We start from the raw sequence: 25022 nt of genomic DNA, 5'->3' as shown, positions 1-25022 counted from the left end.
CATCCTGACGGTGGAAGACCCGGTGGAATTCGTGCACGAGTCCAAGAAGTGCCTGATCAACCAGCGTGAGGTGGGGCCGCACACCCTGAGCTTCGCCAACGCCCTGCGCTCGGCCCTGCGTGAAGACCCGGACGCCATCCTCGTGGGCGAGATGCGCGACCTGGAAACCATCCGCCTGGCCATGACCGCGGCGGAAACCGGCCACCTGGTGTTTGGCACGCTGCACACCTCCAGCGCGGCCAAGACCATCGACCGCATCATCGACGTGTTCCCGGCCGAAGAAAAAGACATGGTGCGCGCGATGTTGTCCGAGTCGCTGGTGGCCGTCATCTCGCAGACGCTATGCAAGGTGAAGGACGGCACGGGCCGCGTGGCGGCGCACGAAATCATGCTCGGCACCAGCGCCATCCGCAACCTGATCCGCGAAGCCAAGGTAGCGCAGATGTACTCGGCCATCCAGACCGGCAACAGCGTGGGCATGCAGACGCTGGACCAGAACCTGTCCGACTTGGTCAAGCGCAACGTGATCAGCCCGGCCGAAGCGCGCAGCAAGGCCAAGATCCCGGAAAACTTCCCAGGCTAGACATGCCCCACCCCCGTCGCCTGCCCACTGCGTGTGGCCGCATCCCCCCTCAAGGGGGCAATGCCTGCGGCCCGGCAAAGCCGGTTCCGCGGCATTCCGCCACCTGACTCCCCTTCTGTCCTCCGTTTTCGCTTCAGTCCGCGCAAAGGCCACACATGGAACGCGATCAGGCATCCAAATTCATCAACGACCTGCTCAAGCTGATGCTCAGCCGCAGCGGCAGCGACCTGTTCATCACGGCCGACTTTCCGCCCGCGATCAAGGTCGATGGCAAGGTGATCAAGGTCTCGCCACAGCCACTGAACGCCTCGCACACGCTGGCCCTGGCGCGCGCGATCATGAACGACAAGCAGGCGGCCGAGTTCGAACGCACCAAGGAGTGCAATTTCGCGATCTCGCCGCCGGCCGTCGGGCGCTTCCGCGTCAGCGCCTTCGTGCAGCAGGGCAAGATCGGCATGGTGCTGCGAACGATTCCCGCCACGCTGCCCACCATCGACCATCTGGGCCTGCCCCAGGTGCTCAAGGAGGTGGTCCTGAGCAAGCGCGGCCTGTGCATCCTGGTCGGCGCCACCGGCTCGGGCAAGTCCACCTCGCTGGCGGCCATGGTGGACTGGCGCAACGAGAACACGCACGGCCACATCATCACCATCGAAGACCCGGTGGAATTCGTGCACCCGCACAAGAACTGCGTGGTCACGCAGCGCGAAGTGGGCCTGGACACCGACAGCTGGGCCGCGGCCCTGAAGAACACGCTGCGCCAGGCGCCCGACGTGATCCTGATGGGCGAGATCCGCGACCGCGAAACCATGGAACACGCGATCCAGTTCTCGGAAACCGGTCACCTGTGCCTGGCCACCTTGCACGCCAACAGCGCCAACCAGGCACTGGACCGGATCATCAACTTCTTCCCCGAAGACCGCCGCCCGCAGCTGCTGATGGACCTGTCGCTCAACCTGCGCGCACTGGTCTCGCAGCGCCTGATCCCGCGCCAGGACAACAAGGGGCGCCACGCCGCGGTGGAGATCATGCTGAACACCCCGCTGATCTCCGACCTGATCTTCAAGGGCGATGTCGCCGAGATCAAGGAGATCATGAAGAAGAGCACCCAGATGGGCATGCAGACCTTCGACCAGGCGCTGTTCAACGCGTTCGAGGCCAACCTCATCACGTTCGAAGATGCGCTGCGCAACGCCGACTCGCTCAACGACCTGCGGCTGCAGATCAAGCTCAACAGCCAGCGCGCGAAGTCGCAGGACCTGGCGGCGGGCACCGAGCACCTCACGATCATGTGATCCCCCCGCGCCGCGCCTGCGGCGCGTCACCCCCTCAAGGGGGCAACGCGGTGCGGCCCGGCCAAGCCGGTTCCGCCGCGTTCTGGCACAGTCCCTTCTCGCCGGTCAAACCCGTGCGCAGCATCCGCTGACCGATTTCCTTTCTCTTCTGCAGGACTTCTCCCATGAGCAGCATCGCCTCCAAAACCTACGAATCCGTGGCACCGAAGAAGGTCGCCTTCCTTGGTCTGGGTGTCATGGGCTTTCCCATGGCCGGGCACTTGGCCACAGCAGGGCATGCGGTGACGGTCTACAACCGTTCGCCGGCCAAGGCGCAGGCCTGGGTGGCCGAGTTCGGTGGTGCGGCCCAGGCCACGCCGCGCGAGGCAGCGGCCGGTGCCGACATCGTGTTCTGCTGCGTCGGCAACGACGACGACCTGCGTTCGGTCACGCTGGGTGCCGACGGCGCCTTCGCCGGCATGGCCCCGGGCGCGGTGTTCGTGGACCACACCACCGCGTCGGCCGACGTGGCGCGCGAGCTGTACGCGGCCGCGAAAGCCCTGGGGCTGGCCTTTGTCGACGCCCCCGTCTCGGGTGGCCAGGCCGGTGCGCAGAATGGGGCCCTCACCATCATGTGCGGTGGCGATGCGGCAGCGTTCGACACCGTCAAACCGGTGGCCATGGCGTTCTCGCGCGCGTTCACCCTCATGGGCGCCAGCGGCGCCGGCCAGCTGACCAAGATGGTCAACCAGATCTGCATCGCCGGGCTGGTGCAGGGCCTGGCCGAAGCCATCGCCTTTGGCCAGAAGGCCGGCCTGGACATGCACCAGGTGCTGGACGTGATCGGCAAGGGCGCGGCCCAGAGCTGGCAGCTGGACAACCGCGGCAAGACCATGGTGGCCGACACCTTCGACTTCGGCTTTGCCGTGGACTGGATGCGCAAGGACCTGGGCCTGGTGCTGGACGAGGCCAAGCGCAACGGCGCCCGGCTGCCGGTCACGGCCCTGGTGGACCAGTTCTACGCCGACGTGCAGGCCATGGGCGGGCACCGGCTGGACACGTCCAGCCTGATCAAACGCTTGAAATAACCCCCTGCGCCGCTACGCGGCTTCCCCCTGGAAGGGGAACCACGCCAGTGGCCCGGCCAAGCCGGTTCCACGGCGTGTGCTGGATCAGGCACGCACTTCGGTAACGCCCTGGATCTCGCCGCCAGCCACCGTCACTTCGTCGGCGTCGCGTCTTTCACCGGCGCGGGCGCCGGCTGGGGCAGCATGCGGGCCAGTTCTTCTTCGCTGATGATTTCCAGCACGCGCACCACGCGTTGCACGCCCGGGGTGTTGCGGGTGATTTCGGTCGCGCGGTCGGCTTCGCGTTGCGTGACGCGGCCCATCAGGTACACCGCACCGCGGGTAGTCACGACCTTGACGGCGTTGGCCGAGAGGTCGCGCGCATCCACCATGGCGGCTTTGACGCGGCCGGTGATCAGCGTGTCGGACGAGCGCTGCGTCAGCGACGACGCGCCCAGCACCGCCAGCTCGTTGACGGTGCCGCGCACGTTGTCCACACCGGCCACGGTCTTCTCGACCGCGGCCTTGTCGGCTTCGGTCGGCACTTCGCCGGTCAGCAGCACCTGGCGGTTGTAGCTGGTCACGCTCACGTTGCCGCGCTCGCCCAGCTGGTCGCGCAGGCGGTTGGACGCGCGCAGTTCGATGCCCTGGTCCTCCAGCTGGGCGCCCGAGGTGCGGCGGTCGGTGGCCACCATGGCCCCGCCCACGGCGCTGCCGAGCATCAGCGGCGCGCAGGCAGACAGCGACGCCACCACGGTGGCGGCGCCCAGGGACAGGGCCACGAAACGGGCGATGGAAACGGAACGGTTCATCAGGGGTTCTCCTGTTCGGGGGAAGGTGCGTCGGGCAGGCCCAGCAGCTGGGCATCCACACCGTCGCAGATGCAGTGCAGCACCAGGTGGTGCACCTCCAGAATCCGGGCCGGCAGCTCGTGCGGCACACAGACCTGCACGTCGGTGTCGCGCAGCAGCTGGGCCAGACGGCCGCCGCGCGCGCCGGTCAGCGCCACCACGGTCATGTCGCGCTCGTGCGCGGCCTCTACCGCGGCCACCATGTTGGCCGAGTTGCCGCTGGTGCTCAGCGCCAGCAGCACGTCGCCCGCGTGGCCCAGGGCCCGCACCTGGCGCGCGTAGACGGCGCGGGCGTCGAAGTCGTTGGCGATGCCCGAGAGCACGGCCGCGTCGGCCGAGAGCGACATGGCGGCCAGCTCGGGCCGCTCGCGTTCGTAGCGGCCGATGAAGCTGGCCGCGAAGTGTTGGGCCGCCGCGGCCGAGGCGCCGTTGCCGCAGGCCAGCACCTTGCCGCCGCCGGTGACGCTGGCCAGCACCGCCTGGATGGCGGCGTCCACCGTGGGCGCGAGGCTCTGCGCGCACTGGTACTTGAGGTCGGCGCTGTCGATGAACTGTTGTTGGATGCGTTGCAGAAGCATGGGGGCGATGATAGCGGCGAGGGGTGTATCAAGACGTGGCAGCTGCATCAAACGCAGCACGCAACCATTGCACGGCGGGCGCTGGCGTGGCGCCCAGGACGCCTTCGATGAGCACCACATCGAACCGGCATGGAGGCTCTGACCCCAGCCGCAGCAAAAAGTGCCGCGCCGCCAGCACGATGCGCCGTTGCTTGAGCGGCGTGATGCTGCCCCCGGCCCCGCCGCGCGCGGCACTGGCGCGCTGGCGCACCTCGACGAAGACCAGCGTGCCGTCGGGCTCCCGCATAATCAGATCGACCTCGCCACCGCCGCGCCCCGGCGTCTTGAAGTTGCGCTGCACCAGCCGCAGGCCGTGGCGCTGCAGGTGGTCCAGCGCCACGTCTTCGGCGGCATCGCCGCGCTGTTTGGTCGTCCCCTGCGGCGCCTGTTTCCGGAAGTTCCACATGTCTGCCAGCACTCCATCCCTGTTGACCGCCGCGCATGAGCTGGCGGGCCAGCAGCATTATCCGCAGGGCACGCTCTACATGGTGGCCACGCCCATCGGCAACCTGGCCGACATCTCGCTGCGCGCGCTGCAGGTGCTGGCCCTGGTCGACACCGTGGCCTGCGAGGACACCCGCCACACCGCCGGCCTGCTGCAAGGCTATGGCCTGCACAAGCCGCTGCTGGCCCTGCACGAACACAACGAGGCCGAGGCCGCCCAGACCGTGGTGCAGCGCCTGCGCGAAGGCCAGCGCGTGGCCTATGTCAGCGACGCCGGCACGCCCGGCGTGAGCGACCCGGGCGCGCGCCTGTGCGCCGCGGTGGTGGCCGCGGGCCTGCGCGCCGTGCCGCTGCCGGGCGCGAGCAGCATCACCGCGCTGCTGAGCGTGGCCGGCACCGGCGGGCACGACGGACGTTTTGTGTTCACCGGTTTCCTCTCGCCCAAGGCCACCGAGCGCCAGCGCGAGGTGCAGGCCATCGCCGCCGACCCGCGCGCCTGCGTGCTGCTGGAAGCGCCGCACCGCATCGAGGCCCTGGCGCGCGACCTGGCCGCACTGGGCGAGCGCCCGGTCACCGTGGGCCGCGAGCTGACCAAGCAGTTTGAAGAAGTGGCGCAGCTGCCCGCGGCCGAGCTGCCGGCCTGGCTGCAGGCCAGCGCGCACCGCACGCGCGGGGAATTCGTGTTGCTGGTGCACCCGAACCGCGCGGACGCCGCAGACGACGGGATCGATGCCGCCACGCTGCGCACGCTGGACCTGCTGCTGGCCGAACTGCCGGTGAAAACCGCCGTGAAGCTGTGCGCCGAGATCACCGGCCAGCCGCGCAACCCGCTGTACCAGGCGGCGCTGGCGCGCAAGGCCGGAGAGGACTGAGGCCCCCACGCTCCGCCGCTGCGCGGGTCGCTGCCCCCCCGAGGGGGCTCGGCCTTGCTTGGGGCGGCCCTGCGCTGCGGTCATGGCCCCCACGCTCCGCCGCTGCGCGGGTCGCTGCCCCCCGAGGGGGCTCGGCCTTGCTTGGGGCGGCCCGGCGGCTGGCCCGGTTGCCCCCACGCTCCGCCACTGACGCGGGTCGCGGCCCCGCTGCGTCGTTCAGTTCAGCCGCTGTGAAGCGCCGGACGCGGCGGGTTCGCGCACCTCGGTGACCTCCACGTCCACCACATCGCCGGCCGGCTGGCCCTGGCGCCCGGGCCACACGCTCTGGGTGTAACGCTGCGACTGCGCGCGCATGCGGCTGAACATGACCACCGGCGCCGGCTTGCGGCCCGTGATCAGGGACCAGAGCGACACCAGCACCACCACCAGCAAGGCGGCCAGCAAAAAGCTGACCACAAACACGGTGGCCGCGAGCAACAGCACCAGCTTGAGCACACCGCGCAGCACGCGGGAGAGAAGATCGAGGATCGGATTCATGCGCTGTGGGACCCGGACGGGAGACGACCGTTCCCGGAAAGGGTTCGAGGGTGGGCAGATGGGGCCATTGTCACCCTTTGCAAGCAGGGCGCTGCTATGCTGAAAGCATGATTCCCCAGCCCCCGCCCGAACCGCCCCTCAAGCGCCTGTCGCAGTACTTTTTCCGCGGCCTCATCACCTTCCTGCCGCTGGCCATCACCGTCTACGTGCTGGTGCTGTTCGTCACCTGGACCGAACGCACCGCCATGGCGATGCTGCGCCCCGTCACCGGCGACTTCTACCTGCCGGGCCTGGGCATCGCGCTGGGCGCGGTGCTGATCCTGGCGCTGGGCCTGCTGGTCTCGCTGCCAGCCACCCGGCGCCTGCTGTCTTTCATCGAACTGCCCTTCACCAACCTGCCGGTGGTCAAGAGCATCTACTCCTCGCTCAAGAACTTTGCCGACTACTTCTCGCCGCACGAACAGGACGCGCAGCAGGTGGTGCTGCTGAAGATGCCCGGGCACGAGCTGAGCACCGTCGGCCTGGTCACGCGCCAGAGCATGCAGGGCCTGCCCAAGGGCCTGGCCGAGCTGGAAGACCAGGTCGCCGTCTACCTGCCCATGGGCTACATGATCGGCGGCTACACCGTGTTCGTGCCGCGCAGCTGGACCACGCCCGTGGACATGTCGGTCGAGGAAGCCATGCGCATGGCCCTGATCGCCTTCATGTCCTCCAACAAGAAGTGATGCGCCCACACGCCCCCGCGGCGCAGGTCGCTGCACCCCGAGGGGGCTGACGTGGCCCGGGGCGGCCCGGCACCAGGTCCCTCCACAAGGAAATCGCCATGAGCATCCGCCACCTGGACAAGCTCTTCGCCCCCGCCTCGGTGGCGGTGTTCGGCGCCTCGGAGCGCGCCGGGCGCGTCGGCACCACGGTCTGGCGCAACCTGCACGCGCAGTACACCGGCCGGCTCTACCCGGTCAACCCCAAGCACCACACGCTCGATGGCGTGAAGGCCTACGCCAGCGTGAAAGCGCTGCCCGAGGCGCCCGACCTGGCCGTCATCTGCACGCCGGCCGACACCGTGGTCCCGCTCATCGCCCAGCTGGGCGAGCGCGGCACGCGCGCGGCCATCGTGGTCACGGCGGGCCTCGACCCGGCCACCCGGCAGGCCATGCTGGACGCGGCCCGCGTGCACACGCTGCGCATCCTCGGCCCCAACTGCATCGGCCTGCTGGTGCCGCGCCTGGGGCTCAACGCCAGCTTCGCGCACATCGGCGCCCAGCCGGGCGACCTGGCCTTCGTCTCGCAGTCGGGCGCGCTGGTCACCGCCATGCTCGACTGGGCGGCCGCGCGTGGCATCGGCTTCTCGCACTTCGTCTCGCTGGGCGAACACGCCGACGTGGACTTCTGCGACCTGCTGGACCACCTGGGCAGCGACCCGCACACGCGCGGCATCCTGCTCTACATCGAATCCATAGACGAGAGCCGCAAATTCATGTCGGCCGCCCGCGCCGCCGCGCGCAACAAGCCGGTCATCGTGGTCAAGGCCGGGCGCTCGGCCGCGGGGCAGGCCGCGGCCGCCTCGCACACCGGCGCGCTCGCGGGGTCGGACGCTGTGTTCGACGCCGCCATCGCCCGCGCGGGCATGCTGCGCGTGCTCACCCTGCCCGACCTGTTTCTCGCAGCCGAAACCCTGGCGCGTTTCCGCGACGGGCCGTCGGAACGGCTGATCGTGCTCACCAACGGCGGCGGCGCCGGCGTGCTGGCGGCCGACGAAGCCGCGGCCCTGGGCGTGCCGCTGGCGCCGCTGGACGACGCGATGCGCGCGCGGCTGGACACGGTGCTGCCCGCCACCTGGTCGCACGCCAACCCGGTGGACATCATTGGCGACGCCCCGACCGAACGCTACGTGGCCGCGCTCGACGCGCTGGCGCACGACACGGCCAGCGCCTTGCTCTTCATCCACGCGCCCACCGCCATCGTGCCCAGCGCCGACATCGCGCAGGCCGTGCTACCCGCCGTCACCGCCGCGCCGCGGCGCGTGCTGGGCTGCTGGCTGGGCGACCGTGCGGTGGCGCAGGCACGCCAGGCCTTCCGCGACGCGGGCGTGCCCGACTACCCCACACCCGAAGACGCGGTGCGCGCCTTCTCGTTCTTGCGCACCTACCGCCAGCACCAGGCCGAGCTGCTGCAGACACCGCCGGCCCGCGACGCGCAGCACGCCATGGACCTGGCCGCCGTGCGCACCCTCGTCGAAACCGTGCTGAGCGACGGCCGCGAGCTGCTGACCGAACCCGAGGCCAAACAGCTGCTGGCCGTCGCCGGCCTGCCGGTGGTGCCCACGCAGGTGGTGGGCCCCAGCGCCGACGCCGCCGTGGCCGCCGCCGACGCGCTGGGCTACCCGGTGGTGCTCAAGATCCTCTCACACGCCATCAGCCACAAGAGCGATGTGGGCGGCGTGCGCCTGGCCATCGCCAGCGCCGCCGAGCTGCGCCAGGTGGCCAGCGACATGCTGGCGCGCGTGCGCCAGCTGCGGCCCGACGCCGACATACAAGGCTTCACCGTGCAGCCCATGGTCAGGAAACGCCACGCGCACGAGCTCATCGTCGGCGCCAGCGTGGACCGGCTGTTCGGCCCCGTCATCCTGTTCGGCGCCGGCGGCACGGCGGTGGAGGTGATGGCCGACAGCGCGCTCGCGCTGCCCCCGCTCAACACCCCGCTGGCGCTGGCGCAGATCGGCCGCACCCGCGTGCACAAACTGCTGCAGGGCTACCGCGACTGGCCCGCCGCCGACGTGGACAGCGTCGCCCAGGTGCTGGTGAGCGTCTCGCAGCTGCTGGCCGAGGTGCCCGAGATCGCCGAGCTGGACATCAACCCCTTGCTGGTCAACCACGAGGGCGCGGTGGCGCTGGACGCGCGGGTGCGCGTGTCGGCCGCGCGGCCCGCGGGTGCGGCGAACTTCGCCATCCAGCCCTACCCGGTGGATCTGGTCGAAACCTGGGACTGGCAGCACCACGGCGGGCACGAGGCCGTCACGCTGCGCCCGATCCGCCCCGAAGACGAGCCGCAGCACCGCGCCTTCCTCGAACGCCTGGACCCGGAAGACATCCGCCTGCGGGTCTTCTACAGCCGGCGCAGCATCGAACACAGCGAACTCGCGCGGCTGACACAGATCGACTACGCGCGCGAAATGGCCTTCATCGCGACCCGCGCACTGGCCGGCGGCGGCGAAGAAACCCTGGGCACGGTGCGGGTGGTGATCGACCCCGACAACCGCGACGCCGAGTTCGGCGTCATCGTGCGCAGCGACCTCAAGGGCGGCGGCCTGGGCCGGCGGCTCATGCGCAAGATGATCGGCCACCTGCGCGCGCGCGGCACGCAGCGCATGGTGGGCACGGTGCTGCGCGGAAACGCCGGCATGCTGGAACTTGCGCGCGCGCTGGGCTTCCAAGAAGACCCGCACCCCGGCGCCACGGACGACCGCGACCTGCGGTCCATCGCGCTGGACCTGCAAGCCCCGCCACGCAGCTGAGCCGGCGGGGCGCACCCCACCGACGGAGTCCGCCATGCCCCTCGCCCCCGCCGACCTGCCAGCACCTGCCCAGCCGTCCCGCCGCGCCCTGCTGGTGCGCGGCGCCGGTCTGGTGGCCGCCACCGCGGCACCGGTCTGGCTCAGCCCCGCACAGGCGCAGGGCCAGGCCCTGCGGCCCACGCCCAGCCAGACTGAAGGCCCCTACTACCCCGTGGCCTTGCCGGCCGACACCGATGCCGACCTGCTGCGCAACGGCGCCTCGGCCTACGGCAAGGGCCAGGCCGCGTGGCTGACCGGCACCGTCACCGACACCCGCGGCACGCCGCTGGCCGGCGGGGTGATCGAGATCTGGCAGTGCGACCAGGACGGCCACTACCACCACCCCGGCGACGGCGGCCGGGCCGACCCGGCCTTCCAGGGCTTCGGCACCGTCACGCTGGGCAAAGACGGCGCCTACCGCTTCCGCACCCTCCGGCCCGCGCCCTACAGCGGGCGCACGCCGCACATCCACGTCAAGGTCAAACTCGCCGGGCAGGAATTGCTGACCACCCAGTTCTATGTGCAGGGCGACCCGGGCAACGCGCGCGACTTCCTCTGGCGCCGGCTGGGCGAAGAAGGCCAGGCCGCGCTGACGCGGCCGTTCGTGCGCGGGCCCGACGGCCTGAAGGCGACATACGCCGTCGTGGTCCAGGCGTAGCCGGCGGCGCTGGCCGGGCCACGAGGCCGCTCGCTTGCCAGATGCCGGCGGCGGGCACACCATGCACCCCTCTCGTGTTTTTCAACCCGAACCAGGAGACCCCCATGATCAAGGTCAGCGTGCTGTACCCGAACACCCCCGGTACCCACTTCAACCACGACTACTACCGCGACCAACACATGCCGCTGGTCCAGGCGCGCATGGGCGGGCACCTGCGCTACTACACGGTGGACAAGGGCCTGTCCGGCGGCACGCCGGGCGCCGCGCCGCTGTACGCCGCCGCGGGCCACCTGTTCTGCGATTCGGTCGACGCCTTCCAGACCGGGTTCGGACCGCACACGAAAGAAATCATGGGCGACATTCCGAACTACACCGACATCACCCCGGTGATCCAGATCAGCGACGTGGTGGTCGGCCACGGCTGAGGTTTCAAACCCGCGTCCGCGTCCCCATCGCCGTGCAGGCCTGACGGGGGCTCAGCGCTCCTGCAGGGCCAACTGCGCGCCCAGCCCGGCGAAGGCGGCGGCGAAACCCCGGCGCAGCCAATCCTGCACGCGGGCCGACTCGATCACCGTCTTGCGAAACGCGTGGGCCAGCAGCCCATAGACCATGAACACGCCCAAGGTCATGGCCATGAACACCCCGCTCAGCAGCAACAGCTGCCCCAGCGGCGAGGCGGCCGCCGGGTCCACGAACTGCGGCAGGAACGCCAGAAAAAAGATCGTCAGCTTCGGGTTCAGGATGTTCAGCAACAGCGCCTTCACCACGATGCTGCGGCCCGATCGGTGCGCGGCCTGGCGGTCGACCGCAAACGCGCTGCGGTCCTTCCAGGTCGCCCAGGCCACATAGAACAGATAGGCAACGCCCGCGTAACGCAGCATCTCGAACGCCAGCGCACTGGTGTGCATCACCGCCGCCAGGCCAAAGATCGTCGCCAGCAGGTGCGGCACGATGCCCAGCGTGCACCCCACCGAGGCCAGCACGCTGGCCTTGCGTCCCTGCAGCAACGCGGTGGACACGGTGAAGATCACCCCTGTGCCGGGGATCAGGACCACCACCAGTGAGGTGATGAGAAATTCCAGGGTGAGCATGGTGCGACCTTTCTGACATGGGGGCGGGGTGTTGAGCGCCCGCCCCATGTTGCCCGACTTTCGGCCGCCCCGGCCCGCCGACGCGTCACCGCATCACAGCGTCACCGGCCGGTCGGGGAAGGCATTGCCCCAGGTGAGCAGGCGGTAGCGGCGCAGGCCCGGCACCCAGTACGGGTCGTTCTCGATCAGCGCCACGGCGCGCGCGCGTGACCACCTCCAGCACCCACAGACCGCCGACAAAGGCCTCGCCAGGCGCTTCGCGCAGGCCACCGGCGATGCGAATTTCATCGGCGTGGCGGTCCAGGTAGGCGAGGTGCAGCGGTTCGCGCGCGCGCCGCACCGCCATCATGGCCGGCTCGTCATCGAAAAAAACCACCCAGCGTGCCATGGCGATCGCCTCCGGCTCACGCCATCAGCAGCGTGATGACGATGATCACCAAACCGATGGCGAGGTTCACGCTGACCCAGGTGCGGATGCTGCCCAGAGCAGCGCCGCCGGCCGGCCAGTCCTGCGCCGCCACGGCTTTGGACAGGCGCTTGAACAGCGCAAAGCGGATGTGGCCGAAGATGGCCATCATCACGAGGCCCAGCGTGGCCATGAGGGTCCAGTCCAGCGGCATGTTGAACGACAGACCGGCCTGCACGCTCTCTTTGGCCACACGGCCGATCATCCACAGCCCGGTGACCAGCACCACCCCGATGGCCACCAGCACCGCCGAAAAGAAGCGCTGCAGCACGCCATGCATCAGCGGCAGACGCTGCGGCGGTGGCAGCTGCAGCAGGGCCGGGCGCAGGAAAAAGTGGGCGAAGACCATGCCACCGATCCAGACGACGATGGACAGGATGTGCAGCAGCTTGAGGGTAGCGTAGAGCATGGGATGGCTAGGATGAGGTGGAGGGCTTCGACAGGCTCAGCCCGAACGGTGCTCAGGCTCGGCCCGAACCAGGACAGGGCTCAGCGAGTGACGTCCACCAGCATACCGGCGCTGTCGCGCCGCTGCAGCCGGTACGGCGGCAAGCCCTTGAGCATGCGCCGGCCATAACTCTGGCGCAACAGCCGCGCGTCGTAGCAGACCACCACCGCCTCGTCGGTCTCGGTGCGCAGGGCGCGGCCGGTCCACTGCAGCAGGCGCGCGCCGGTGGCGGGCACCACCAGTTCGCTGAAGGGGTCGCGGCCCTGGGCCTTGAGCCAGTCGGCCCGCGCCTGGCCCACCGGGTCGCTGGGCGAAGCGAAGGGCAGCTTGGTGATGAACACCCATTCGCACAGCTCGCCGGGCAGGTCCAGTCCCTCGCCAAACGACTGCAGGCCGAACAGGATGGACACCTCGCCGGCGGCCACGCGCTCGGCGTGTTTGCGCAGCAGCTGGGTGCGCGAGGCTTCGCCCTGCACCTGCACCTGTTCGCGCAGGTCGCTGTGCAGGCCGCGTTCGAGCAGGTCCTGCGCGCGCCGCATCAGCGCCTTGGAGGTGAACAGCACCAGCGCGCCGCGCCGCACCTGGCGCAGATCGTCCATCAGCAGGTCCAGCATCTCTCGGCTGTAGCCCTCCACGTCTTTCGGGTCGGCCTGGGTCTGCACCACCACCAGGCGGCCCTGGCTCGCGTGATCGAACGGGCTCTGTACCTCGCGCACCTGCACGTCGTCGTCGAAGGCCAGGCCGCTTTCGTGCAGGAAGTGGTCGAAGCCGCCGCAGGTGACGAGCGATGCCGAGGTGGCCACCGCCGCGCGCACCTTGCGCCACAACTGCCCGCGCAGCAGGCTGCCGGGGTTGAGCGGGCAGGCGTGGGCGCTGAGCGTGACCAGGCCGTTCTGGATGCCGGCCTCCAGCCACTTGGCCAGCGGCGCCTGGCCTTCGGCGGGCTGCTGCAGCCAGAGGTCGGCCGTGGCGGCCATGTGCTGCACGCGCGGTGCAAACGTGCCGATGCGGCTGTAGAGCTGGGCGCAGCGCGCGGCGTCGCTGGGCTCGTCGCGCGCCAGCACCTTGAGCTGCGCGGCCAGGGTTTCGAATTCTTTGAGCAATGCGGCCGCGCGGCTGGCGATCTGGGCCACGGTTTCGGTCCAGTCGGGCGGCAGCTGGCCGTTTTCAAAACGCTCGGTGGCGTTGGGCACGGTGAACTCGAAGCCCGCCCCGCCGTCGCGCCCGTTGCGCGGGCGCAGCCCCGCCTGTTTGCCGGTCAGGGCCAGCCAGTCGGGCGATTCGGACAGGCGGGCCATGGCCACGCGCGCCAGCTCGCCCTGCGCGGCTTTGAGCTCGCGCGCCAGGGTGGCCACGTCGGCGCCCGGCGTGTGGGCGATGGCGCCGGCCACGTCGGCCACGGCGCGCGGCAGTTTGTCGAGCCAGCCGCCGCGCATCAGGTCCATGCTTTCGGTGAACTGGCCTTGCGCCACGCTGCCCAGGTGGTGCGCTTCGTCGAACACCACGTAGCAGTCGGATGGGTCGGGCAGCGCGTGCAGGCCCAGGGTGGACAGCAGCAGGTCGTGGTTGACCACAATGACCTGCGCCTGCGCCAGCCGGTTGCGCGCCTGGTAGTAGCTGCAACCGTTGTAGCTGGGGCAGTGCCGCGCGGTGCAGGTGTGGCGCTCGGCGGCCACGGGGCTCCACTGCTCGGCGGCGGGCGGTTCGTCCAGGCGATCGCGGTCGCCGTCCCAGTCGCCGCCGTCCAGCATCTGGCCCCACAGGGTGTAGAGCTTCGATTGTTCGGCCCAGGCGCGCTCCAGCGCGTCGCCCCTGGGTTTGTTGTCTTCGGGTTCGGCGTCACCGAACAGGTCGGCCGAGGCGGCGTCACCGCCGGCCATCTGGTCCAGCTTCAGACGGCACACGTAGCGCCCGCGCCCCTTGGCCAGCGCGAAGGCAAAGGGCTGCGGCAACACGGCGGACAGGGCGGGCAGGTCCTTGGCGATCAGCTGTTCCTGCAGCGCCACGGTGGCGGTGGAGATGATCACGCGCCGGTTCTGCGCCAGCGCCAGCGGGATGACGGTGGACGCGTAGGCCGCCGACTTGCCCACGCCGGTGCCGGCCTGCACCACGGCAATGGCGCGTTCGCCCGGCGCCGGGTCGGGCACGACCTCGCCCTTCTCCGGCTTGGGCGGCCAGTCCACCGTGCTCAGGGTGGCGGCGATGTGGGCCGCCATCTCGCGCTGGCCCTCGCGCACGCGAAAACCCGACATGCGGCCCACCACGTGATCGAAGGCACCCAGCGCCAGCGCCTCGCGCGCCAGCGGCCCCGAGGGGGCGGATGACAGGTCGGGGGTGGGGTCGGGCGTGAGATCGTTCAAGGACATGTGGCGCACGGGCAAAGCGCGATTGTCCCAGAGCGCACCGGCCGCGGGCCTGTCACACCGCGCGGCGTATGGCACTGCACAATGGCCCGATCCGAACGCACAGAGGACCGCATGGCCACCCGCAAGACCGCCGCAGCCGCCCAGCCCCCCCGCACCGCCCCCCGCAAAACCAGCCCCCGCCGCCCGGCCGCGCCACGCCACCTGCCGATCGACCTCGCCCTGCAGGGCGGCGGCTCGCACGGCGCCTTCACCTGGGGCGTGCTCGACCGCCTGCTGGAAGACGAGACGCTGGAGATCTCGGGCATCAGCGGCACCAGCGCCGGCGCCATGAACGCCGTGGCCCTGGCCGCGGGTCTGATGGAAGGCGGCCGCGAAGGCGCACGCGCCTGCCTGCGCCGCTTCTGGGAACAGGTGGCCCAGACATCGCCCTTCACCCACCTGGAAACCGGCCCCCTGGGCCAGTGGGTGGGCGCCGACAACCCGCTGCTGCAGCAGTTCACCAGCACCTGGCAGCAGGCGGTGCGCTTCGTGGGCAGCCAGTTCTCGCCCTACCAGCTCAACCCGCTGAACCTCAACCCGCTGCGCGACATCCTGGACCAGACGGTGGACTTCGAGCGCGTGCGCGCCTGCACCCGCACGCAGCTCTTCATCGCCGCCACACACGTGGCCACGGGCGAGCTGCGCGTGTTCCGGCAAGACGAGCTGACCGCCGACATGGTGCTGGCCTCGGCCTGCCTGCCGCTGCTGTTCCAGGCGGTGGAGATCGACGGCGAGGCCTACTGGGACGGCGGCTACGCCGGCAACCCGACGCTGCTGCCGCTGATCGCCGAGACCCCGGCCGACGACCTGCTGCTGGTGCAGATCAACCCGACGCGCCGCAACGCTGTGCCGACCCAGGCCGACGAGATCCTGGACCGCGCGGGCGAGGTCACCTTCAACGCCAGCCTGCTCAAGGAGCTGCGCACCATCGGCCTGATCAAGGAGCTGCTGGCCGACGCCGGCCGCCCCGACAGCTGCTTTCGCCGCCCGCTGTTCAAGCGCGTGGACGACCTGCGCCTGCACCAGCTGGATGCCGGGGACCGCCTCGCCGCCTTCGGTGCGTCCAGCAAGACGCAGACCAACTGGACCTTTCTCTCCCAGCTGCACGCCATCGGCCGCGAAGCGGCGGATCACTGGCTGGCGCAGCACCGCCGCCACGTGGGCCGCCGCTCCACGGTGGACCTGCCGCCCTCGCTCACGCCCTGAAGGGAGCTCAGCGGCGCGGCGGGACCGTCGGCGTCGTATCGCCAAACTGCCGCACCGGCTCCAGCGGCAGGCTGAAGCAGAACGAGGCGCCCTGCCCCACCACCCCTTCGCCGCTTACCCGGCCGCCGTGGCGCTGCACCACCCGCGCCACCGTCGCCAGCCCGATGCCAGTGCCCTCGAACTGGTGGTGCGCGTGCAGGCGCTTGAAGGGCTGGAACAGCTGGTCCCCGTAGGCCATGTCGAAGCCCGCGCCGTTGTCGCTGACACAGAAGCCGAGCTGCCCGTCCTCGCTCACGCCGGAGCCGTGCAGGCGGATGTGCGCCTGCGCCGTCTGGCCGGTGTATTTCCAGGCGTTGCCCAGCAGGTTCTGCAGCACCACGCGGATCAGCATCGGGTCGGCCTGCACGCGCAGGCCCGGCTCGATCTCCCAGCGCACGGTGCGCTTCGGCTCGCCGCGTTCGAGCTCGGCCACCACCTGCTGCGCCAGCGCGCTCAGGTCCACCCACTCGGGGTGCATGTCGGCGCGGCTGTGCCGGGCCATCGACAGCAGGTCGGTGATCAGCACGCCCATGCGGCGCGAACTCTCCTGGATGCGCCGCAAAAAGTCCCGTCCTTCGTCGCTCAGGTGCTCGGCCTCGCTCTCCTGCAACAGCGTGGCAAAGCCGTGGATGCTGCGCAGCGGCGTGCGCAGGTCGTGCGAGACGCTGTAGGTGAACGATTCGAGTTCGCTGTTGAGCGCCTGCAGCTCGCGGGTGCGCGCCTTCACCCGCCGCTCCAGCCCATTGTTCACGCGCTCCAGCGCCAGCTGCGCCTGGCGCAGTTCGGTCACGTCCTGCAGGGTGCCGCGGTAGGTCCGGCCCTGGCCCTGCGGGACGCTCTGGCAGATCAGCCGCACAAAGCGTTCGGTGCCATCGGGCCGCACGATGCGGTGCACATCGTCCAGGTCGGTGCGGTCGACCAGCGCCGCGTCGAACGCCTTGCGCAACCGCTTGCGTTCGCCCGGGGCCACCTGGCGCCAGTAGGCGTCGAAGTCGGGCCGGAACCGGGCCGGGTCCTGGCCGCAGATGCGGTACACCTCGTCCGACCATTGCATCTGCCCGCTGCGGGCGTCAAAGGTCCAGTGCCCCAGGTGCGCCATCTGCTGCGCCTCCTGCAGCCGCTGGCGGCTCTGGCGCATCTCGCCCTGCCCGCTCTCCAGGCGCCATTGCAGCCAGCCGATCCAGCCACCGATGCCGGCCAGCGCCAGCGACAACAGCGCGGTCAGCAGCGTGGCCTGCCGCTGGGCACCCGCCAGGGGCTTGAGCACCCCCGACTCGGTCAGCCCCACCACCAGCACGGCGCCGGTCGGCATGATGCGCTGCCAGCCGTACAGACGCGTCACCGTGTCCACCACCCCCTGCTGGAGGTACACGCCCGACATCGCCGAGCGGTCGGCCATGTAGGGCCGGTCCATCGGCAGGGTCTGCGTCATGGCGATCGCGTTGTCCCGGCTGCGGGCCAGGAAGCGCCCGTCGGGGTGGGCCAGCGCCACCACGTCGCCCTCGGTCAGGGCCTGCCGCCCGAGCAGCTGCGCCAGCACGTCCGTCGACACCCACAGCAGCACCGCGCCGTCGAACCGGTCGCCGTGCAGGATGGGCCGCCCCAGCACGAACATCGGGCGGGCGTTGTGCACGCTTTGCACCGGCACGCCGATCTCCAGCTGGTCGCCGCCGTACATCAGCGCGCCCCACACGAACTGGTCGTTCACCTGTTCCTGCAGGGGCGAACCCAGGCTGTTGAACACCTCGGCGCCCTCGGCATCCACCAGCGTGACGTGGGACACCAGGCCGGGCGGCAGACCGTCGAGCATCTGCTGCGTCCAGCGCCCGTCGCTGCCCGGCGAGGTGGGCCAACGCTCGCGCAGGCTCGCCAGTGCGTGGTCGGCCAGTTGCACATAGGCCTGCAGCTGCCCCCCCATGGCGTCGGCCAGCTGCAGCGCGCGCGCCTCGGCCTGCTGCAGCATCTGCTCGCGCAGCTGCGCCTGCAGCCGTAGGCTCAGCCCCCAGACCATGGCCACGGCCAGGGTGGTGAACAACACCACCACCACCGCCATGGAACGCCGTCGCGTGTGCATGTGAACCCCTCTCTTGGCCCCACGTTCGTTCGCGGGTGCTGTGCCCGCTGCGGGCGCAACGGGTCGTTCAAGGGTCTTTTGTAACCGAATTGTTCCGAACGGCGCAGGGTTTCCCGTCGCCTCGGGGCGCTCAGTCGCCCTGGCTGGCCAGCAGTTCGTCGCGCAGGCGCAGCATCAGGCGCTTGCCGACCGACGAGCGTCCCGCCGCGAACAGCCCGTTGTCCAGCACCTGGTGGCCATCGGGCAGGGCGTGCCAGGCCTTGTCGCTCGGTTCGGCGTAGCCCATGGCCCAATCGTCGCAACTGCGCGCGGCGATCGGCCCGTCCCAGATCCGGTACATCTGCCGGTGGCGGGCGTCGTGCTCGATGCGCTGGTACAGCGCCAGCACCGCGTCCCGCTCGCCTTCGATGAGCTGCATGAACTCCCGGTTGCGGTACACCAGCAGCCCGGTGATGCCATGCATGCGGTTGAAGGCGCGGGCCCGCGTGAGCAGGGCTTGCAGCTCGTCCGGGGCCATGGCGTGGTCGGCCAGGCTCACGTAGATCAGTTCGTGCAGGGGCATCAGGACTCCCAGAAAAACATCAGGAATCGGCCGGCGACAGGTCCGACAGGAGACACGGTCGCTCAGTGAACATCGGCCCTGCCCGGCACAACTTGACATGGATCAAGCCGCCAGCGGGTCCGCGCCGGCTCACCAGGTGGTCAGGTCCGAGGGCACCGGCACCTCGGGCAAGGAGAAATGGAACGCCGCCCCCTGGCCCACCGCGCCCTCGCCCCGCACCTGCCCGCCGTGGCGGCGGATCACGCGGCTGACCGTGGCCAGGCCCACGCCCGAACCTTCAAATTCGTGGTGCGCATGCAGCCGCCTGAAGGGCTGGAACAGCTGCGCCGCGTAGGCCATGTCAAAGCCCGCCCCGTTGTCGCGCACGCAGAACGTCGCCATGCCGTCCTCGCGCCGCTCCAGCGTGAAGTCGATGCGCGGGTTCGGTGTCGGCCGGGTGTACTTCCAGGCATTGCCCAGCAGGTTGTGCAGCACCACCCGCATCAGGCCCGGGTCCGCCATGGCCTGCAGGCCGTCCTGGATCTGCCAGTCCACCGTGCGCCCGGGCTCGCCGAGCTGGCACTCGCCCGCCACCTGCCAGGCCAGCTCGCTCAGGTCCACCGGCACCTGCTGCATCTTCGCGCGGTTCAGGTGCGCCAGCGACAGCAGGTCCGTGATCAGCTGCCCCATGCGCCGCGAACCGTCCTGGATGCGGCGCAGGTGCTGGCGCCCCGCGTCCGACAGGCCCGGCGCTTCCTCTTCCTCCAGCACACAGGCAAAGCCGTGGATGCTGCGCAGCGGCGTGCGCAGGTCGTGCGAGACGCTGTAGGTGAACGCCTCCAGCTCCCGGTTGGCCAGCGCCAGCTCGCTGGTGCGTTCGTTCACCCGCGTTTCCAGCTGCTCGTTGAGCTGCTGCAGCGCCTGCTGCGCCAGGCGCACCTCGGTCACGTCCTGCACCGTGCCCCGGCTGCGCACCGCGCGCTCGCCCTGGTATTCGGTCACGCCGCGCTCGCGCACGTGTTTCACCCGCCCATCGGGCAGCAGCAGGCGGTGCACCACGTTGTACGGCTGGTGGTCCTTGATTGAGGCCTCGAAGGTCCGCCGCACCAGCGCCCGGTCGTCCGGGTGCACCCACTCCAGGAAGCGCTTGAAGGTCGGCTCGGTCCGCGCCGGATCGACCTCGAAGATCCGGTACACCTCGTCGGACCACACCACCTCGCCGGTCGCCAGGTCCAGATCCCAGCCGCCCATGTGCGCCAGCTGCTGCGCCTCTTTGAGCCGCTCCTCGCTGCGGGCCAGCGCCCGCTGCTGGCGCACCGCCTGCACATGATCGCGCACGATCACCCCCCCGAAACCCAGCAGCAGCAGGGACAACACCCCCGCGGCCAGCAGGTTGCGCCGCAGCGCCGGGGCCAGCGGCGCCAGCACCGCCGACTGCGCCAGCCCGATCGACACCACCAGCTCCGAGCCCCGCAACCGGTGCCAGCCGTACGTGCGCGGCGCGTGGCCCAGCACGTCGTCGACCCGGTAAGTGCCGCGCACCAGCGCCGGGTCCACCCGGAACGGCCAGTTCGCCGGCACCTGCTGGCCCATGGAGTCGGCGTTGCCCTGGCTGCGCGCCAGGTAGAGACCTTCGGGGTGGATCAGCGACACCACATCCTCTTGCGTCAGTTCCACCGTCTCCAGCAGCCGGGCCACCGGCTCGGACTGCACCAGCAGGTAGATCGCGCCGTCAAAGCGCCCCGCGCGCAGCAGCGGCCGCCCCACCAGAAACACCCACTGACCCGTCAGCCGCGAGCGCACCGGCGACGACACCCGCAACGCATCCGCACCCACCCGCAGCGCCTGGAAATGCGCGCGATCGCCCACGTACATCCCCGGGTCCAGGCCCAGGCTGTTGTAGACCAGGGTCCCCTGGGCGTTGGCCACCGACACGTGCGACACCAGCCCCGGCGGCAGGTTCGCCAGTGCGTCCTTGGCCAACGCGTCAAAACGCGCGCGCGGTTCGTTCGCCCAGTGCTCGCGCAGGCCCTTGAGCGACAGGTCCATCAGGTTCAGCTGCGCCTGCACCTGTCCGGCGATGGCATCGGCCAGGTGCAGGCTGCGCTGCTCGGCCTGCAGCAGCACCTGCTCGCGCAGCTGCGCCTGCGAATGCAGGGTCTGCCACCACAGCACGCCCGCGGCCACCACGGCAAACGCCACCACCAGCGTCACAAACGAACGCGTGCGCGCCTTCACCGCCGGGCCCCAGCCGCCACGGCGCCCACACGCGCCCTGCACAGGTTCACCACCACGACCATCCTGCCCCCTCGCTTCGCACCACCCTGGACGCGCCGATGCCTGGCGCCCGCCTACCCATCATGTCGGCCGAACGGGCCAAATGTTGAACCGCCCCGCCCGCCGCCCGGGTCAGTACAGCGCCGCGAATTGCTCGATCAGCGGTGTCGGCCCGGCCACGATCAGGTGGTCGCCCGGCTTGATTTCGGTGTCCGGCTTGGCGTAGATGAAGTCCTGCTGGCGGCGCTTGATGCCCACCACCGTGATGCCGTGTTTCTTGCGCACGTTCGACACCGCCAGCGTCTTGTTGTGCGTCTCCATCGGCGAGCGGGTCTTGGCGATCGCAAAACCATCGTCGAACTCGATGAAGTCCATCATCTTGCCCGTCACCAGGTGCGCCACCCGCTCGCCCATGTCGGCCTCGGGGTAGATCACGTGGTGCGCGCCCACCCGCTCGGCGATGCGACCGTGCTGCGGGCTGTTGGCCTTGGCCCAGATGTCCTTGACCCCCATCTGCGCCAGGTTCAGCACCGTCAGCACACTGCACTCCAGGTTGGTGCCGATGCTCACCACCGCGTGCGAGAAGTCGGTCACCGACAGTTGCTGCAGCGCCTGCAGCTCGGTCGAATCGGCCTTCACCACGTGCGGCAGCTCGTGCGCCAGGTCCTGCACCACCGCCTCGTCGGCGTCCATGGCCAGCACTTCGTGGCCCGCGGCCACCAGCGCGCGCGCCACGCTGGTGCCAAAGCGCCCCAGGCCAATGACGACCACGCTGTCGCCCTTTTTCACATTCGGTTTAGCCAACAATCGGTTTCTCCTCTGGGTAACGGTAAGCCCTGGGCACCTGGTTGATCGCCAGCGCCAGCGCCAGCGTGACCACCCCCACACGGCCGGCGTACATCAGCGCAATGATCACGCCCTGCGCACCGGGCGGCAGCTCGGCCGTGATGCCGGTGGACAGCCCCACCGTCGCAAACGCCGACACCACCTCGAACATCAGTTTTTCCAGCGGCAGGTGCGCCGCCATCGGCACGATCACCAGCAGCCCCAGCGACACCGCCGCCCCGCTGAGCACCAGGATAGACAGCGCCTGGCGCTGCACCTGCGTGGCCACGCGCCGTCCGCGCAGCTCCACGTCGGCCCGGCCGCGGATCTCGCTCCAGACGATCAGCAGCAGCAGGAACACCGTGGTCACCTTCACGCCACCGGCCGTGCCCGCGCTGCCGCCGCCGATGAACATCAGCACACAGTGCAGCAGCAGCGATTCCAGCTCCAGCGCCCCGATGTCCACCGCATTGAAGCCCGCCGTGCGCGCCGACACCGAGGTGAACAGCGCCGCCAGCCACTGGTCCGCAAAACCCAGGGGCCCCAGCGTCTTGGGGTTGTTGTGCTCCACCAGCCACAGCGCCAGCGTGCCCAGCAGCACCAGCGCCACCGAGCCCCACACCGTCAGCGTGGTGTGCACCGACCAGCGCGCGTGCCGCTTGCGCCGGTTGGCCCACAGCTCGGTGATGACCGGAAACCCCAGCCCGCCGACCACGATGGCCAGCATCAGCGGCGCCAGCACCCAGCCGTCCGCCACATGGCGCATCACGCTGTCGGGCCAGGTCGAAAAACCCGCGTTGTTGTAGGCCGAGACCGAATGGAACGCGCCCTGCCACAGCGCCTCGCGCCAGCCCAGGCCCATCGTGATGGCAAAGCGCGCCGCCAGCCACAGCGCCACCCCGCCCTCGACCACCACGGTCACCACAAGCACCATGCGCGCCACCGACCGCACATCGCCCAGCGACAGCGCGTGCGTTTCCGACTGCAGCAGCAGCCGCGTGCGCAGCTTCATGTGCCCGCCGATCAGCAGCCCCATCAGCGTGGCCGAGGTCATCATCCCGAAACCGCCGAGCTGGAACAGCGCCATCACCAGCCCCTGGCCCAGCGGGCTCCAGTAGGTGCCGGTGTCCACCACCACCAGCCCCGTCACGCACACCGCCGAGGTGGCGGTGAACAGCGCCGTCAGCCACGGGGCGCTTTCGCCACTGGCACTGGCCCAGGGCAGCATCAGCAGCCCCGCGCCCAGCACGATGGTGGCCAGGAACGCCAGCGCCAGCACGGCGGCCGGATGGGTGGGCAGGGGGTTCTTCATGGGATCTGAGCGGGAAGGGTGAAGGAGTCTAGCCTGTGCCCCACCGCCACCCGTGGCCGCCAGCCCCGCCCGCGCGGGCGGGCGGCCGGTGTCGCCGCGGGAGACGGCAACCGGCTCCCGAGCGAAAAATCAGGGAATCCCGGTCGCGACGACGCTGCAGTTCAGTCGGAAGACCAGGCTGGAATCCGCCGGGAAGGCGGGGATGGCCACGCCGGACTGCAGGGACGGGACATCGAGGGCACCGGGGCAGGTGGCGGTGGCCGTCCCGGGACCCGGCTCACAAAACACCTCATAGCAGGACAAGCCTGCCACCGCGGGATCGGTGAGCACCGCGCCCGCGGCGTCGCTCGGCCCGGCATTGCCCACGGTGATCGCGTACTGCGTGGTGCTGCCGGCGGTCAACGTGGAAACGTTGTTGGTTTTGGTGATGCTCAGCCCGACGGAGCGGCTGTTGGTGAACGTGCACAGGGTGTCGGAATACGGCGCGGGGGTCAGGGTGGTGGACGTGCCAGACCCGCTGGAGATCGGGGTGCTGGTGTCCGCGCGGACGCACGCGAAGCCGCTCTGGTACGTGGCCACCGAGGTGCCCGTGTACCCCGTTTCGGCGAAGGTCTGGGCCGTGCTGGGGGCCACCAGCCGCCAGCCTGTGGAGCCACCGTCGCCCTGGTTGGTGACCGTGACGCCGCCCGCCGTGAGGTTGAAGCGGCCCGGATCGGACGCCGGCGACAGGCGCTTGTCGGTGCGGACCCGGGTTTGACGCGTGTTGGTGATGGTGCAGTGGGCCGCGCCGTCCGTCCCGGTCAGTTGGGCGGTGATGCGCCGGTTGGCGGCGTCCACGATGACAAAGGGCGCCGCAGAGCCGTCGGGCCGGGTGCAGGCGACGCTGGCCCCGGGCCCCCACCCGTCGACCAGGCTCTCCTGGATGACCAGCGTTCGGGTGCCGCCGGTGGGGTGCAAAGGGACCGTGATGGTCTGGGACAGGTTGTGAGAGAGCGTGAACGACGTCGTGGACGGCGTGTCGCCCGAGGCCGTCGGCGACGAACTGGCACCCACCGAAAAGCCAAAGCTCTGGGTCGACGTGTTCGGTACCGTCTGCTTGGTGACGCGCACGTAGCCATTGATCGCCAAGCCATTGACCAGGGCACCGATCTCGGGCGCGCTGGTGCTGCATTTGGCGTTGGTCCCGGCCGTGACGGTGTCGACAGAACAGCTGTTGGCCGCGACGTTGTCAAACACCACCGTGTAGGGCAGCGCCACCTGCGCCGTTCCGGCCGCCGGTAGGCAGGTGGTCTTGACACCGACCACGTGCAGGTTGGCCCGGCCCGACTGGAATCCGTCGGTGGCCGGAAAGCTCCTGCCGCGGAAGTCGCCGCAGGTGTCGCCATCCGCGTTGAAAAACGGAAAAATCGACGGCGTGGAGGGCGGCGGAAACGTTTGCGGCGCCAGCACGGTGGTGGGCGCCACCACCGCGACGGAACATTTCTGGGACGTGTCGAAGATGCGCGGGTTGTTGCCGGACTGTCCGAAGAAGACCGCCACGTCGTAGCGGTCGGGGAGTTGGCTTTCGACGACGGCGTTGACGTTCAAGCTCAGCTGCTGGCCGAAAAGGCACTGAGACAGCGCGGTCGCGGAGTCCTGTTCGACCGAGACGATGGTGCTGAAGTCGTTGGAGGTGCAACTGCGGGTGGCACCGGCCCGCTCCCCCACGCAGGTGGCGTCGTTGATGGCCTGCACCGACACGCTGTTGAGCGTCTGCGCCTGGACCGACCACCCCACCAGCCCCCACACAACCAGCCAAACCCAACGGAGTAATGAATTCATTGTCTGCCAGTGCAACTAAATACTTAAGCTCACTTCAGCATACAAGATCATGGAGGGCCGGGTC

At 70.0% G+C, this 25022-nt stretch carries 23 protein-coding genes; 9 read left to right on the top strand and 14 right to left on the bottom strand.

Features of this window, described 5'->3' with window-relative positions; genetic code table 11:
- The 3 genes from RMP09_RS13195 to RMP09_RS13185 all read left to right on the top strand — a co-directional run.
- On the top strand, positions 1–583 hold a 583-nt coding region (locus RMP09_RS13195), incomplete at its 5' end, for a type IV pilus twitching motility protein PilT (protein WP_310566437.1).
- Between the two features lie 155 nt (positions 584–738).
- Positions 739–1875 (top strand): PilT/PilU family type 4a pilus ATPase, encoded by a 1137-nt coding sequence (locus RMP09_RS13190; RefSeq protein ID WP_310566436.1) that lies wholly within the window; start codon positions 739–741, stop codon positions 1873–1875.
- A gap of 164 nt (positions 1876–2039) precedes the next feature.
- Positions 2040–2942 (top strand): NAD(P)-dependent oxidoreductase, encoded by a 903-nt coding sequence (locus RMP09_RS13185; protein ID WP_310566435.1) that lies wholly within the window; start codon positions 2040–2042, stop codon positions 2940–2942.
- Between the two features lie 131 nt (positions 2943–3073).
- Here the strand turns inward: RMP09_RS13185 and RMP09_RS13180 are convergent, their stop codons facing one another.
- From RMP09_RS13180 to RMP09_RS13170, 3 genes are read right to left on the bottom strand one after another with little or no spacing between them, the layout of a single operon-like run.
- The gene (locus RMP09_RS13180; RefSeq protein WP_310566434.1) at positions 3074–3733 is read right to left on the bottom strand and encodes a BON domain-containing protein; all 660 of its coding nucleotides are present in this window, start codon (positions 3731–3733) and stop codon (positions 3074–3076) included.
- A complete protein-coding gene (locus tag RMP09_RS13175) occupies positions 3733–4350 on the bottom strand; it encodes an SIS domain-containing protein (protein WP_310566433.1) in 618 nt (205 codons plus the stop codon). Before RMP09_RS13175 ends, RMP09_RS13180 begins: the two co-directional genes overlap by 1 nt.
- 28 nt (positions 4351–4378) lie before the next feature.
- The gene (locus tag RMP09_RS13170; RefSeq protein ID WP_310566432.1) at positions 4379–4795 is read right to left on the bottom strand and encodes a YraN family protein; all 417 of its coding nucleotides are present in this window, start codon (positions 4793–4795) and stop codon (positions 4379–4381) included.
- Here RMP09_RS13170 and rsmI point away from each other — a divergent pair.
- The gene (gene rsmI, locus RMP09_RS13165) at positions 4794–5705 is read left to right on the top strand and encodes a 16S rRNA (cytidine(1402)-2'-O)-methyltransferase (RefSeq protein WP_310566431.1); all 912 of its coding nucleotides are present in this window, start codon (positions 4794–4796) and stop codon (positions 5703–5705) included. The genes RMP09_RS13170 and rsmI overlap by 2 nt on opposite strands.
- A gap of 216 nt (positions 5706–5921) precedes the next feature.
- Here the strand turns inward: rsmI and RMP09_RS13160 are convergent, their stop codons facing one another.
- On the bottom strand, positions 5922–6242 hold the full coding sequence (locus tag RMP09_RS13160) for a hypothetical protein (protein ID WP_310566430.1): 321 nt from the start codon (positions 6240–6242) through the stop codon (positions 5922–5924).
- A gap of 107 nt (positions 6243–6349) precedes the next feature.
- On the opposite strand from RMP09_RS13160, the gene RMP09_RS13155 reads away from it, so the two are divergent.
- The 4 genes from RMP09_RS13155 (at position 6350) to RMP09_RS13140 (ending at position 10878) form a co-directional block, all read left to right on the top strand.
- Positions 6350–6967, top strand: coding sequence for a DUF502 domain-containing protein (locus tag RMP09_RS13155; RefSeq protein WP_310566429.1), 618 nt, complete (start codon positions 6350–6352; stop codon positions 6965–6967).
- A gap of 98 nt (positions 6968–7065) precedes the next feature.
- Entirely contained in the window at positions 7066–9756 is a 2691-nt protein-coding gene (locus RMP09_RS13150) for a bifunctional acetate--CoA ligase family protein/GNAT family N-acetyltransferase (protein WP_310566428.1), read from the top strand.
- A 34-nt stretch (positions 9757–9790) separates the two neighbouring features.
- Positions 9791–10453, top strand: a complete 663-nt coding sequence (locus RMP09_RS13145) for an intradiol ring-cleavage dioxygenase (RefSeq protein ID WP_310566427.1) — start codon at positions 9791–9793, stop codon at positions 10451–10453.
- Positions 10454–10557: 104 nt separating this feature from the next.
- Positions 10558–10878, top strand: a complete 321-nt coding sequence (locus RMP09_RS13140; RefSeq protein ID WP_310566426.1) for an EthD family reductase — start codon at positions 10558–10560, stop codon at positions 10876–10878.
- Positions 10879–10929: 51 nt separating this feature from the next.
- Here RMP09_RS13140 and RMP09_RS13135 read toward each other — a convergent pair whose 3' ends face one another.
- The 4 genes from RMP09_RS13135 to dinG all read right to left on the bottom strand — a co-directional run bounded on the left by RMP09_RS13135 (position 10930) and on the right by dinG (position 14824).
- Positions 10930–11544 carry a LysE family translocator gene (locus RMP09_RS13135; protein ID WP_310566425.1) on the bottom strand — a complete coding sequence of 205 codons (615 nt, stop codon included), beginning with the start codon at positions 11542–11544 and terminating at the stop codon, positions 10930–10932.
- Positions 11545–11629: 85 nt separating this feature from the next.
- Complete coding sequence (locus tag RMP09_RS13130) at positions 11630–11932, bottom strand: hypothetical protein (protein WP_310566424.1); 303 nt, start codon at positions 11930–11932, stop codon at positions 11630–11632.
- Positions 11933–11948: 16 nt separating this feature from the next.
- A complete protein-coding gene (locus RMP09_RS13125) occupies positions 11949–12419 on the bottom strand; it encodes a CopD family protein (protein WP_310566423.1) in 471 nt (156 codons plus the stop codon).
- Positions 12420–12499: 80 nt separating this feature from the next.
- Entirely contained in the window at positions 12500–14824 is a 2325-nt protein-coding gene (dinG, locus tag RMP09_RS13120; protein ID WP_310566422.1) for an ATP-dependent DNA helicase DinG, read from the bottom strand.
- Positions 14825–14935: 111 nt separating this feature from the next.
- Between dinG and RMP09_RS13115 the strand changes: the two genes are divergently transcribed.
- On the top strand, positions 14936–16069 hold the full coding sequence (locus RMP09_RS13115) for a patatin-like phospholipase family protein (protein WP_310566421.1): 1134 nt from the start codon (positions 14936–14938) through the stop codon (positions 16067–16069).
- A 7-nt stretch (positions 16070–16076) separates the two neighbouring features.
- Here the strand turns inward: RMP09_RS13115 and RMP09_RS13110 are convergent, their stop codons facing one another.
- From RMP09_RS13110 to RMP09_RS13085, 6 genes are all read right to left on the bottom strand, one after another.
- Positions 16077–18182 carry an ATP-binding protein gene (locus RMP09_RS13110; RefSeq protein ID WP_310566420.1) on the bottom strand — a complete coding sequence of 702 codons (2106 nt, stop codon included), beginning with the start codon at positions 18180–18182 and terminating at the stop codon, positions 16077–16079.
- A gap of 130 nt (positions 18183–18312) precedes the next feature.
- Complete coding sequence (locus tag RMP09_RS13105; RefSeq protein ID WP_310566419.1) at positions 18313–18744, bottom strand: BLUF domain-containing protein; 432 nt, start codon at positions 18742–18744, stop codon at positions 18313–18315.
- A 129-nt stretch (positions 18745–18873) separates the two neighbouring features.
- On the bottom strand, positions 18874–20961 hold the full coding sequence (locus tag RMP09_RS13100; RefSeq protein WP_310566418.1) for an ATP-binding protein: 2088 nt from the start codon (positions 20959–20961) through the stop codon (positions 18874–18876).
- A gap of 171 nt (positions 20962–21132) precedes the next feature.
- On the bottom strand, positions 21133–21804 hold the full coding sequence (locus RMP09_RS13095) for a TrkA family potassium uptake protein (RefSeq protein WP_310566417.1): 672 nt from the start codon (positions 21802–21804) through the stop codon (positions 21133–21135).
- A complete protein-coding gene (locus tag RMP09_RS13090) occupies positions 21797–23137 on the bottom strand; it encodes a TrkH family potassium uptake protein (RefSeq protein WP_310566416.1) in 1341 nt (446 codons plus the stop codon). Before RMP09_RS13090 ends, RMP09_RS13095 begins: the two co-directional genes overlap by 8 nt.
- A 129-nt stretch (positions 23138–23266) precedes the next feature.
- Positions 23267–24973: a hypothetical protein gene (locus tag RMP09_RS13085; protein WP_310566415.1), complete on the bottom strand. Its 1707-nt coding sequence runs from the start codon at positions 24971–24973 to the stop codon at positions 23267–23269.
- Positions 24974–25022: the final 49 nt, after the last annotated feature.

Source organism: Hydrogenophaga sp., assembly GCF_031426985.1.
Classification (GTDB): domain Bacteria; phylum Pseudomonadota; class Gammaproteobacteria; order Burkholderiales; family Burkholderiaceae_C; genus Hydrogenophaga.
Note: the sequence above shows the minus strand (reverse complement) of the source record. Positions and strands in the feature narration are given on the sequence as shown.